Raw genomic sequence first — 12269 nt, 5'->3', positions numbered from 1 at the left:
TCTAGAAATTAAAGAAATTTTTGTGTTTTATATTATCTATTACCAATTAACTAATGCCTATTAAGTAAGCATTCCTCCATCAACATTCAGCACTTGGCCGGTAACGTAGGCAGAGAGGTCGCTTGCGAAGAAAACGCAGGCGTTTGCAATATCTTCGGGAGAGCCGCCGCGTTTTAACGGAATGGCATCACGCCAGCCTTGGACGGTGGCATCGTCAAGCTTTCCAGTCATTTCAGTTTCTATGAACCCAGGGGCAATTGCGTTGCAGCGAATATCGCGGGAACCAAGTTCTAAAGCAACCGATTTTGTAAAGCCTATTATACCTGCTTTTGAGGCTGCATAATTTGTTTGTCCAGCGTTTCCTTTTACACCAACTACGGAACTCATATTTATGATTGAACCTTTGCGTTGTTTCAGCATTGCACGCTGAACAGCTTTGGTCATATTGAAAACTGACTTTAAGTTTACTTCTATCACCTTATCAAAATCTTCTTCGGAAATACGCATTAGGAGGTTGTCTTTGGTGATTCCGGCGTTGTTCACAAGAATGTCGATACTTCCGAAATCTTTTAAAACTTCTTCAGCCAGTTTTTGGGATTCGTCATAAGAAGCTGCGTCACTTTTATAGGCTTTTGCTTTTACTCCAGTTTTTGAAACTTCGTCTGCCAAAGCGTTTGCAGCTTCAGCCGAGGAACTATATGTAAAAGCTACATTGGCGCCGTGTTGCGCGAATGTTTCAACAATTCCTTTTCCTATTCCGCGGCTACCGCCGGTGATGATTGCTGTTTTTCCTTCTAATAATTTCATATAAAAATATTTCGATTTAAACTAAAATTCTCGATTTCGCTTCGATTGCACTTTGCCTGCGCTCAGTGTGACATTTAAAAAACCGCAAAAAAGACGGGGATTCAAATATAACAAAAGGTTGCGGGTTCTCCATAAAAAAAGCCCTGCGAATTTCGCAGAGCTTTTTTTGTATAATTTCGAAGAATTAACCTAAAACTTCCTTTACTTTCTTTCCAATTTCCGCTGGAGATTCCACTACGTGGATGCCACATTCTCGCATTACTTTTTTCTTTGCTTGTGCTGTGTCATCACTTCCGCCAACAATTGCTCCAGCGTGACCCATAGTACGTCCCGCAGGCGCTGTTTCACCAGCAATAAAGCCAATTACAGGTTTTTTAATGCCGCTGTTTTTGTACCAGTTGGCTGCGTCAATTTCTAGTTGACCGCCAATTTCTCCAATCATTACTACAGCTTCACTTTCGGGATCCATAATCAGCATTTCTAGTGCTTCTTTTGTTGATGTTCCAATAATTGGATCTCCACCAATACCTATTGCGGTAGTGATTCCAAGACCCTGCTTCACCACTTGATCTGCTGCTTCATAAGTAAGTGTTCCTGATTTTGAAACAATACCCACCGTTCCTTTTTTGAAAACGAAACCTGGCATAATACCAACCTTTGCTTCACCCGGAGTGATAACGCCTGGGCAGTTAGGGCCAATAAGACGACAATCTCTATCTTTTATATAATCTGAAGCGATAATCATATCTTTCACTGGAATTCCTTCGGTGATAGTAATGATTACTTTAATACCGGCATCAGCAGCTTCCATAATGGCGTCTGCAGCAAATGCTGGCGGTACAAAAATAATAGATGTATCTGCACCAGTTTTTTCGACTGCTTCAGAAACCGTATTGAAGACAGGTAGGTCAAGATGCTTTTGACCACCTTTCCCTGGAGTAACCCCTCCTACTACATTGGTTCCGTATTCAATCATTTGCTCGGCGTGAAAAGTACCTTCGCTTCCTGTGAAACCCTGAACAATTATTTTTGAATTTTTATTAACTAAAACGCTCATTTTTAAGTATTTTCTATTGTTTATTTATATTTATTATTCAAAAGAAATGTTTTGAATTTTTTATCAGAATTATCGCAAAGATACAGCTTTTGGCAAGGGTTTTAAAAGATATTACACTTTAACTCTGTGATAGCTTTCATTGGTATCATCTTTATCTGTTACAGGCTGGCTCACTTGGTAGCCTCTGTATAGCTTATCATCTTTCACCTCCCAAATTGCGATAAAATGAGCAATGCCCAACTCTTCATCTTCGTTTTCCATAGTGCGGATATAATATTTATAGCGAATGGTTACATGATTGTCATCAGCCAGTAAATGACTTACCTCTATCCTTAAATCATTATAAGAACGCTTCACTTCGTCGAAGAATTTTACAATATCCTCATAATTCATAATTGATAAACCGTTAGCGCTGTTCCAAATAAGGACCAATTCTGGATGGAAAAAACGCTCCATTACCGTATCATCCTTTAAAATATCTGACTTATAAAAGTCTCTTACTATGTCTTTTGCTTTCTTACTCATGATAATTCATCCAATTTTTTTATTATGTCCGGAATAAGCTTTATGGAAGCTAATTCCTTGTATTTAGTTCTGAAATCATCTGCAGGCGTGCCAAAATATGCCTTGTTCCCCACCAATGATTTACTAACTCCGCTTTGCCCCGAAATAACGGCTTTTTCACCAATTGTGATTCCGCTGGTTATTCCAGCCTGTCCCCAAATGGTTACAAAATCTTCAATCAAAACGCAGCCCGCTATACCAACCTGTGAAGCGATCAAACAGCGTTTACCTATAACGGTATCGTGCCCAACGTGAACCTGATTGTCCAGTTTGGAACCCTCACCAATGGTGGTTGAAGCTGTTACGCCCTTATCTATAGTGCATAAAGCGCCCAGATCTACATTGTCTTCAATAACTACGTTGCCACCGCTTAGAAGTTTATCAAACTTTTCGGGACGATTTTTATAATAAAATGCATCGCTACCCAACACAGTGCCGGCATGGATAGTCACATTATTGCCGATAATCGTGTTGTCGTAAATGCAAACATTTGAGTGAATAACACAATTTGTGCCTATTTTTACATTATTGCCAACAAAAACATTTGGTTGAATAATGGTGCCTTCGCCTATTTCTGCATATTCTGAAATTGCACTGTTAGAACTTCGGAAAGGCTTGAAATAATGAGTGAGCTTATTAAAATCACGAAAGGGATCTTCGGAAATAAGAAGCGCTTTCCCAACGGGGCATTCCACTTCTTTGTTTATAAGAATTACGGTTGCTTGAGATTCCAGCGCTTTGTCGTAATACTTCGGATGGTCTACAAATACTATATCTCCCGGCTGAACCACGTGAATTTCATTCATCCCAAAAACTGGGAAATTAGGCTCACCCACATAATCTGAACCGATTATGACGGCAATATTTTCAAGAGTCTGGGGAGTTGGGAATTTCAAAATAATTAATAATGTTTAATGAATAATGAATAATTTCAACATAAAGACACAACTCAATGCTGAATGCACGCGATAGATCGTTAATCTACTCCTTCACACGTTCTTGATATTGACCCTTTTCTGTATCAATTTTTATTTTATCACCTTCGTTAATGAAAAGCGGTACATTTATTTCTGCTCCTGTTTCAACAATTGCAGGTTTTGTAGCGTTTGTAGCTGTGTTTCCTTTCACGCCAGGTTCGGTGGAAGTTACTTTCAAAACAACGTGGGCGGGCATTTCAACAGAGAGCGGAGAACTGTCTTCAGTATTTATAAGCACGGTAACAACTTCGCCTTCTTTCATCAATTCTGGCGTGTCTAGAATTTCTTTCATCAAACGAATTTGGGAATAATCTTCCGTGTTCATAAAATGGTACATATCTCCCTCGCTGTATAAGTACTGAAATTTATGTGTTTCAACCCGCACATCTTCTATTTTATGACCTGCGGAAAAAGTATTATCGAGGGTTTTGCCCGTGGTTACACTTTTCATTTTAGTGCGCACAAATGCAGGTCCCTTTCCCGGTTTTACGTGAAGGAATTCAGTAATTTTAAAAATGTCGTTGTTATAGCGGATGCAAAGTCCTTTTCTAATATCTGATGATGTAGCCATAGTATTGCCGTATTTTCGACTCCGCTCAATATAAACTTCGGCGGGTATCTGTTAATTGTTATCTGTTAATTGTTTTTCAATCAATCGTTAATCGTAAAAATTTTAAATTTAATTTGATTTAAAGTAGCCTTTCATAATTCCTCGTTTGGAATTTTTGATGAACTGGAGTATTTCGTCCCGTTCTGGCGTGGCTTCCATTTCGGCTTCAATAATTTCAGTAGCCTGAGTGGTATTGTAATTTTTTTGGTAAAGAAGTCTGTAAATGTTCTGAATCTCCGAAATTTTCTGCGAAGTAAAACCTCTTCTTCTTAAGCCAATACTATTAATACCAACGTAGCTAAGCGGCTCACGAGCGGCCTTTACAAATGGAGGGACATCTTTTCTCACCAAAGATCCTCCCGTAACGAAGGCGTGATTTCCAATCATACAAAACTGATGTACTGCAGTCATTCCTGCCAAAATTACGTAATCGCCTACGGTTACGTGTCCAGCCAACGTACTGTTGTTGCTGAAAATACAATTGTCGCCCACTATGCAATCGTGTGCAATGTGGCAATAAGCCATTATCCAGCAGTTTTTACCAACTACTGTTTTTCCGCGGTCAATAGTACCACGATTAATAGTGACATATTCGCGAATTGTAGTTCCGTCGCCTATTTCAACAGTGGTATCTTCATCCTTAAATTTTAAATCCTGCGGAACTGCAGAAATTACAGCCCCGGGAAAAATATTGCAATTTTTACCGATACGGGCACCTTCCATAATCGTTACATTACTGCCTATCCAAGTTCCCTCCCCAATCACAACATCGTTATGAATGGTTGTGAAAGGTTCAATCACAACGTTTTTGGCTATTTTAGCGCCCGGATGGACGTATGCAAGTGGTTGGTTCATTTCTCTCGTTTATAGATTTTTATAGTTGAAATGTATTTTCGCCATAAAATTTTGACACGGTTTCCAATTCATCTATAGATTTTTTGTTTTTACCATTTGGGCCATTAGTTCGGCCTCTGTAACCAATTTGCCATTTGCATAAGCGTTTCCGCTCATATGAACAATTCCGCGGCGAATTGGCGACATAAGTTCAAGTTTAAATATAAGGGTATCGCCCGGATTTACCTGTTGTTTAAACTTCACATTATTTATTTTCATAAAATATGTCAGATAATTTTCAGGATCTGGAACAGTGCTAAGAGCTAGAATACCACCGGTTTGGGCCATTGCTTCTACAATCAATACTCCAGGCATTACAGGCGCGCCAGGAAAATGGCCTACGAAAAACGGTTCGTTCATCGTAACATTTTTCAAACCTACAACGCTAGTTTCTGTCATCTCCATGATTTTATCTACAAGCAAGAATGGCGGTCTATGCGGAAGCATAGCCATTATCTCGTTTACATCCTTAACTGGAGGTTTATTGATGTCAAAAGTAGGAATATTGTTTCGAGCTTCAATTTTTATGATTTTTGAAAGCTTTTTGGCGAACTGTGTATTTACGTGATGGCCAGGTTTGTTTGCAATCACCTTTCCGCGAATGCGTGTACCTACCAAAGCTAAATCGCCTATTACATCTAAAAGTTTATGTCTTGCGGCCTCGTTTGGATAATGTAGGGTAAGGTTATCCAGAATACCATTAGGCTTAACCGAAATGGAGTCTTTCCCAAAAGCGGTACGCAGCTTATCCATTGTGCTTGGCGAAAGCTCCTTGTCTACATAAACAATAGCGTTGTTTAAATCGCCACCCTTTATTAAACCGTGCTCAAGCAACATTTCAATTTCGTGAAGAAAGCTGAAGGTTCGCGCATTTGCAATTTCACCTTTAAAATCTGAAAGATGCTTAAGTGAAGCATTCTGCGTGCCCAAAACCTTTGTGCCAAAATCTACCATAGTGGTAACTTGGTATTCATCAGAAGGCATGACGATTATCTCGCTTCCTGTTTCCTCATCTAAATACGAAATTACTTCTTTTACCACATATTCATTCCGTGCGGCATTTTGCTCCACTACTCCAGCATTTTCAATGGCTTCAACAAAAAACTTTGAGGAACCATCCATAATTGGAGGCTCGGAGGCATTGAGCTCCATGATACAGTTATCAACCTCAAGTCCCACCAATGCAGCAAGCACATGTTCTGATGTTTGTATTTTTACCCCGTGCTTTTCCAGATTGGTACCGCGTTGGGTATTCACCACATAACTAGCATCTGCTTCAATTACTGGATGTCCCTCCAAATCGGTTCTTACGAAAGTATATCCATGATTTTCGGGTGCGGGTTTAAAGGTAATTGTAACTTCTTTCCCTGTATGCAATCCCACACCGGTAAGGGAAATTTCCTTACCAATGGTGCGCTGTTTTACCAAACATTCATTCATTATCAAGCTTTTTTTCAACTATACTAAACCTTTCCATTATTTTAGGAAGATTTTTAAAATACACATAACTTTTATTAAAATCACCATAACCGAATGCGGGGGAACCCTGCAAGGTTTCGTTGTCTTTTACATTTCTTCCAATTCCGCTTTGGGCCTGGATTTTTACATTATCGCCAATAACTATATGGCCCGCAATGCCTACCTGCCCACCTATCATGCAGTTTTTTCCTATTTTAGTGGAACCCGCAATGCCCGTTTGTGCAGCAATCACAGTATTTTCACCAATAGTCACGTTGTGGGCAATTTGAATTTGATTGTCTAGCTTTACGCCTTTTTTTATTACGGTCGAGCCCAAGGTTGCACGATCTATTGTTGTGCCCGGACCTACATCTACATTGTCTTCAATTATAACGTTGCCTGTTTGCGGCACTTTGTGGTATTCTCCTTTTTCATTTGGGGTATAGCCGAAGCCATCGGCGCCTATAACCACACCGCTATTAATAACGCAAGATTTTCCAATAACTGTTTCTGAATAGAGCTTAACGCCAGTGAACAAAATAGAATTGTCACCCACAGTTACGTTATCGCCAATATACACATTGGGATATATTTTCACATTATCTCCTATTTTTACATTTTCTCCTAAATATGAAAAAGCGCCTAAATACAAATTTTCACCGTACTTGGCACTTTCTGAAATATAGACCGGCTGTTCAATTCCCGTCTTGTTCATTTTCACTTGGTTGTAATATTCCAAGAGTTGCGAAAACGCTTTGTAAGCATTATCCACCCGAATTAATGTAGTTTCAATTTTATTTTCCGGAACAAAGTCATTGTTAACTATTGTAATGGAAGCCTGAGTGGAATATATGTAGTGCGTATATTTTGGATTGGCCAAAAAGGTTAAACTGCCCTTACAGCCCTCTTCAATCTTTGCCAGTTGCGAAACCTCTGCCCCTTCATCTCCATCTACGGTGCCGTTCAATATTCCTGCTATTTGGGCTGCTGTAAATTTCATTGGGTGTTCGGGTTTTTTATAATTGAATTACATATAATTGGCAACTGCAAAATAGCATTTTTTAAGCGAATTGAATTTCGGCCGTTAATTTTCATTGCTGCAAAAATAGAAAAAAAGGATTTAGCCTTGATAGCTATCTTTATTGTTTTTTGGATAGCACATATAGTATTTTACCACAGACTTGGAAAGTGCCTCCAAATTCAGCTGATCGCTGGCCTTTGCTACCTCTATAATCTTTCCATTTCTTTTTAGGAGGTTTATAGTGTCTTTTTCCATACTGTAGGCTTGGTTTTCAAGTTTTCCGGTGAAAACAAAAAAGGAGGCCTCCTCTTCAGAAATATTATATTTTTCAACCAGCTGGATTCTTTTCTCATTCACCTTCTGAAGTGAAAAGTCTTCCGATTTCACCTTCACCTTCAATAAATCGCGGTTGAGAAGCATTTTTGAAAGATTTTTTAATACGAAGTCATCATTGCCCACCCATATTTTCATTGCTGAAATAATATCGTAATCGTCTAACTTTGAAAAGGTATCAAGTACTTCTTCTGAAAAGTCGCTCAAATTTATGTTGTTATTCAGAAAAAATTTTAAACCCTGACTCGCCGGTAGCTCAACACCCATTACCGAAAGTTGCTTCGCGCGTTTAAGCACTCGAACCAATAACTGTTCAGCCACTATGCCCGTTTTGTGAAGGTAGACCTGCCAATACATTAAACGGCGAGCAACGAGAAAATTTTCAACAGAATAGATACCCTTCTCCTCCACTACAAGTTCATCATTTTTTACATTCAGCATTGCTATTAAGCGCTGTGCGTTTACCGTACCTTCAGGCACGCCGGTGTAGAAGCTATCACGTTTTAAATAATCCAAACGATCCATATCAAGCTGCCCAGAAACCAATTGGTGAAAAAATTTCCGAGGATGCTCGTCTTTGAAAATTTGAATGGCAAGCGTTAATTGCTTGTTAAATTTCTGGTTTAAATCTTCCATAAAAAGCAGAGAGATTTCCTCGTGACTCACGTTTTCAACAATGCTGTTTTCCATAGCATGTGAAAAAGGACCGTGCCCAATATCGTGCAAAAGTATGGCTACATAGAGCGCTTCCTCCTCCTTTTCAGAAATGTGAACTTCCTTTGATTTAAGTACTTGCACAGCCTTTTGCATCAAGAACATTGCTCCCAGCGCGTGATGGAAACGCGTATGATGGGCGCCCGGATATACAATATATGAAAACCCCATCTGTGAAATTCTACGCAGCCGTTGAAAGTATTTATGTTCCATTAAATCAAAAACCAACTTGCTGGGTATGGTAATAAAACCATAGATAGGATCGTTTATAATTTTGTGCTTAGGAAGGGTTTTCAAACTTTAACTTTAAATTAGTAGCCTCAAAAATTGTTTAAAATAATTCAGGTTTATTTTTGAAGAAAATTCTTCGCAACGGTGCAGAATTATTTATAAATATAATTTAACCATACTCCTATGCTAGCCTCTTTCGCTGTGAAAGAATTGCTATAAAGGCCAAAGGCTTCGGAGTATAAAGACAAATATACATATATGAGCGACATAAAAGTACTATGGGTAGATGACGAGATTGATTTGCTTAAACCACATATTCTGTTTCTTGAGAATAGAAATTATAAAGTGACTACGGCACAGAGCGGTACAGAAGCTTTGGAAGAAATAAAAAAAGAAAACTTCGATATTGTTTTTCTGGATGAAAATATGCCCGGGCTTACAGGCCTGGAAACACTTGCTGAAATTAAGGAGCAACAAGCCTCCATTCCGGTGGTGATGATAACCAAAAGTGAAGAGGAATATATAATGGAAGAAGCTATAGGTTCTAAAATAGCCGATTACCTAATTAAGCCTGTAAACCCGCACCAAATATTGCTGAGTTTAAAAAAGAATTTAGACCACAGCAGGTTAATTTCAGAAAAGACCACTTCAAACTATCAACAGGAATTCCGAAAAATTGCAATGGATCTTTCTATGGTTAACAGTTTTGAAGAGTGGAAAGACCTCTACACAAAACTGATTTATTGGGAATTGGAACTTGAAAACATTGAAGATTCCGGAATGTTTGAAATTCTTGAATCACAAAAAGCCGAGGCTAATAACCAGTTTTGTAAGTTCGTTGACAAGAATTATCCCAAATGGTTTGAAGATCCAAGCGATGCGCCTACCATGTCTCACACGCTATTCAAAGAAAAAATCCAGCCACAGTTACAACAGGGAACTCCTACATTATTAATTGTAGTTGACAATTTACGATTTGATCAATGGAAAGCTTTTGAGCCTACTGTTGCAAATATTTACAAAAAAACCAAAGAGGAACTTTTCTGCAGTATTCTGCCCACGGCCACGCAATATTCACGTAACGCTATTTTTTCTGGACTAATGCCCAGCGAGATGGAAAAATTGCATCCAGATCTTTGGCTGAACGATACTGAAGAGGGTGGAAAAAACATGAAAGAAGCGGAGTTTTTGGAAGCCCAACTTAAACGTTTGGGACTTAAACTTAACTGGAGCTACCATAAAATATCCAGCCTAAAGCAAGGCAAAAAACTTGTAGAAAATTTCAAAAGCCATAAGGATGAGGACCTAACGGTGGTTGTATACAATTTTGTGGATATGCTCTCCCATTCCAAAACTGAAATGGAGGTTATAAAGGAGCTGGCCTCAAACGACAAGTCATACCGATCCCTTACGCAGAGCTGGTTCAAAAATTCACCCTTGTTAGAGATTATTCAGCAGGCGGCTCGTTTGGGCTTTAAGTTAATTATAACTACTGATCACGGAACTATCAATGTTAAAAACCCATCAAAGGTTATTGGAGATAAAAACACAAGCCTTAATCTCCGCTATAAAACGGGCAAAAGCTTAACCTACGAAGACAAAGAAGTTTTGGCGGCAAAAGACCCTAAGACAATTTATTTGCCGACGATTAACATGAGCAGTTCTTTCATTTTTGCAAAAGGCGACTACTTCTTCGCCTATCCCAATAATTACAATCACTACGTTAGCTACTATAGAAATACGTACCAACACGGTGGCGTTTCTTTGGAAGAGATGATAATTCCTTTTTCTGTGTTTACACCTAAGTAATTCTTTTTAAAATAATTGCACAATAAGCATTATGGAATTAATTGATAATTTCGGTTATAATCGATAAATTATCTATATTCGTTCCGTTTTTACTATGGAATTTACATATACTCAAAACGAAATTAGTAAGGTTGCTAAAGAAATTATAGAAAATTCTTTTACAAGAATTTTCCTTTTTTATGGCGACATGGGCGTTGGGAAAACCACTTTGATAAAGGAGCTTGTTAAGCAACTTGGAGTTTCAGAAACTTCAAGCAGTCCGTCGTTTTCAATAGTAAACGAATATAATACGCCACAGGGTTCAATTTATCACTTTGACTTTTACAGAATAAACGATGTTGCCGAGGCTTATGATATTGGCCTGGAGGATTATTTATATAGCGGAGATTATATATTTATAGAATGGCCTGAGAAAATAAATTCGCTCTTACCAAAGAATGCAAACAAACTAATCATTAATATTAACCAGAACGGAAGTAGAACCCTAAAAATTTTGCCAATGGAATAAAATTGTAGCGAGACATTTTTGTTTATAATTTCCTTTTTAATCGTTTGCCCCAAATCGCAAAAATTATAAAGCAGGGATTATTTTAGAAAAAAATTTATAAATATATAGTAAAAATAATTGGTTTTTTTTTCTTTTTTCATAGTAGGTTTGAAGTGTTATTAACCTCACAAAACATATATTATGAAAACTGTAAAGTACTTATTTATCGCAGCAATTTTTTCATTAGGAACATTTGCTTCTTGCACCCCAGAAAGCATCCAGGATGAGCAAACACCACAACAAATCAAAAAGAGCGACATCATCATACCTAGTCACGGGTAGTATTATTGCGCTTATCATAGCAGCAACACCCTATATTTTTTATTCATACACAAGTTTCCCACAAGACAAAACGTGGGAAACTTTTTTATTTACGTACCACGCCGATTGGTATCAAAAAGTTCAAGTTTCAGTATGGACGATGATGGGAAAATTTGTACCACTTTTACTTTTGGTTATTTGGTTCATAACATGCAAGCATTGGTGGTATCACGTTATCCTGATTCCGACAGGTATGTTTGCCTTCCAGCTTTTTAATGTCATTAATGACGATGTGCATATTACCGATGAAGTTGAAATATGGTGGCTCTTCCCTATTATGTTAGTTATAGTTCCGCTGGTCTATCTTATTAAAGCTCAATTGTCAAATAAACTGATTGGTAAAGATCTGAAAAGCTTTGAAGAAGAACTTGGGGCTCAAAAATCTTTCTGGCAGCAGATAAAGGATCTTTTTTGAAAATTTAACCACTGTTAAATTTCAAATTTTATATGTACCTTGGTACTCGATTTGTGTTTGAAAATTAAACCCTCCAAAGCATTGAGGCATTAATTAGAAGTTCAAATTAATAAATAGTACCTAACAAAAAAACGATAATTACTAACTAAAAAAACGAAGCTACATAAAGCAAAAAGTATATTGCCGGCAAGGTATATTATAAACAGCGTTTGAATATCTGTTAAAAAATTAAGCCCATATTGAGATTTTAAATGAATTTCGAAGGATTTAATTGCATTATAACCTGTAAAGATACAATTAACATAATTATTACATTTAAATTTTTTCATTGTAAGTTTGATCCATATTAACCTCACAAACACTTATTATTATGAAAAATTTAAAAGTTATTATTGTAGCCGCAATTTTTGCCGTAGGATTATTTGCTTCTTGCACCCCAGAAGGAATCCAGGATGAACAAACCCCACAACAAATCGACGTTAGGACGGTCACCGTTCCGCCAAACGGATAG

The 12269-nt window shown here is 37.8% G+C and carries 13 protein-coding genes; 4 read left to right on the top strand and 9 right to left on the bottom strand.

Features of this window, described 5'->3' with window-relative positions:
• Positions 1-60 precede the first annotated feature (60 nt).
• The 9 genes from fabG to ESV24_RS12060 all read right to left on the bottom strand — a co-directional run bounded on the left by fabG (position 61) and on the right by ESV24_RS12060 (position 8732).
• Positions 61-807 carry a 3-oxoacyl-[acyl-carrier-protein] reductase gene (gene fabG, locus ESV24_RS12100; RefSeq protein ID WP_111816025.1) on the bottom strand — a complete coding sequence of 249 codons (747 nt, stop codon included), beginning with the start codon at positions 805-807 and terminating at the stop codon, positions 61-63.
• Positions 808-991: 184 nt separating this feature from the next.
• Positions 992-1864 (bottom strand): succinate--CoA ligase subunit alpha, encoded by an 873-nt coding sequence (gene sucD / locus ESV24_RS12095; RefSeq protein WP_111816026.1) that lies wholly within the window; start codon positions 1862-1864, stop codon positions 992-994.
• A gap of 111 nt (positions 1865-1975) precedes the next feature.
• On the bottom strand, positions 1976-2389 hold the full coding sequence (locus ESV24_RS12090; protein WP_111816027.1) for a nuclear transport factor 2 family protein: 414 nt from the start codon (positions 2387-2389) through the stop codon (positions 1976-1978).
• Positions 2386-3324, bottom strand: coding sequence for a UDP-3-O-(3-hydroxymyristoyl)glucosamine N-acyltransferase (locus tag ESV24_RS12085; protein ID WP_111816028.1), 939 nt, complete (start codon positions 3322-3324; stop codon positions 2386-2388). The genes ESV24_RS12090 and ESV24_RS12085 overlap by 4 nt, the downstream gene beginning before the upstream one ends.
• An 85-nt stretch (positions 3325-3409) precedes the next feature.
• Positions 3410-3976 (bottom strand): elongation factor P, encoded by a 567-nt coding sequence (gene efp, locus ESV24_RS12080; protein WP_111816029.1) that lies wholly within the window; start codon positions 3974-3976, stop codon positions 3410-3412.
• Between the two features lie 108 nt (positions 3977-4084).
• The gene (gene lpxA / locus ESV24_RS12075; protein ID WP_111816030.1) at positions 4085-4870 is read right to left on the bottom strand and encodes an acyl-ACP--UDP-N-acetylglucosamine O-acyltransferase; all 786 of its coding nucleotides are present in this window, start codon (positions 4868-4870) and stop codon (positions 4085-4087) included.
• 72 nt (positions 4871-4942) lie between these two features.
• A complete protein-coding gene (locus ESV24_RS12070) occupies positions 4943-6349 on the bottom strand; it encodes a bifunctional UDP-3-O-[3-hydroxymyristoyl] N-acetylglucosamine deacetylase/3-hydroxyacyl-ACP dehydratase (RefSeq protein ID WP_111816111.1) in 1407 nt (468 codons plus the stop codon).
• On the bottom strand, positions 6342-7367 hold the full coding sequence (gene lpxD / locus ESV24_RS12065; RefSeq protein WP_111816031.1) for a UDP-3-O-(3-hydroxymyristoyl)glucosamine N-acyltransferase: 1026 nt from the start codon (positions 7365-7367) through the stop codon (positions 6342-6344). Before lpxD ends, ESV24_RS12070 begins: the two co-directional genes overlap by 8 nt.
• Positions 7368-7487: 120 nt before the next feature.
• On the bottom strand, positions 7488-8732 hold the full coding sequence (locus ESV24_RS12060; protein WP_111816032.1) for an HD domain-containing protein: 1245 nt from the start codon (positions 8730-8732) through the stop codon (positions 7488-7490).
• Positions 8733-8924: 192 nt separating this feature from the next.
• Between ESV24_RS12060 and porX the strand changes: the two genes are divergently transcribed.
• The 4 genes from porX (at position 8925) to ESV24_RS15375 (ending at position 12269) form a co-directional block, all read left to right on the top strand.
• Positions 8925-10475 (top strand): T9SS response regulator signal transducer PorX, encoded by a 1551-nt coding sequence (porX, locus tag ESV24_RS12055; protein ID WP_111816033.1) that lies wholly within the window; start codon positions 8925-8927, stop codon positions 10473-10475.
• Positions 10476-10569: 94 nt separating this feature from the next.
• Positions 10570-10983, top strand: a complete 414-nt coding sequence (gene tsaE / locus ESV24_RS12050; protein ID WP_111816034.1) for a tRNA (adenosine(37)-N6)-threonylcarbamoyltransferase complex ATPase subunit type 1 TsaE — start codon at positions 10570-10572, stop codon at positions 10981-10983.
• 262 nt (positions 10984-11245) lie between these two features.
• Positions 11246-11758, top strand: coding sequence for a hypothetical protein (locus ESV24_RS12045; RefSeq protein ID WP_146743157.1), 513 nt, complete (start codon positions 11246-11248; stop codon positions 11756-11758).
• Positions 11759-12128: 370 nt separating this feature from the next.
• Positions 12129-12269 (top strand): hypothetical protein, encoded by a 141-nt coding sequence (locus ESV24_RS15375; protein WP_160110604.1) that lies wholly within the window; start codon positions 12129-12131, stop codon positions 12267-12269.

Origin of the sequence: Aequorivita lipolytica (assembly GCF_007997135.1) — a bacterium.
Classification (GTDB): domain Bacteria; phylum Bacteroidota; class Bacteroidia; order Flavobacteriales; family Flavobacteriaceae; genus Aequorivita; species Aequorivita lipolytica.
This window is presented reverse-complemented; position numbering and strand designations above follow the sequence as displayed.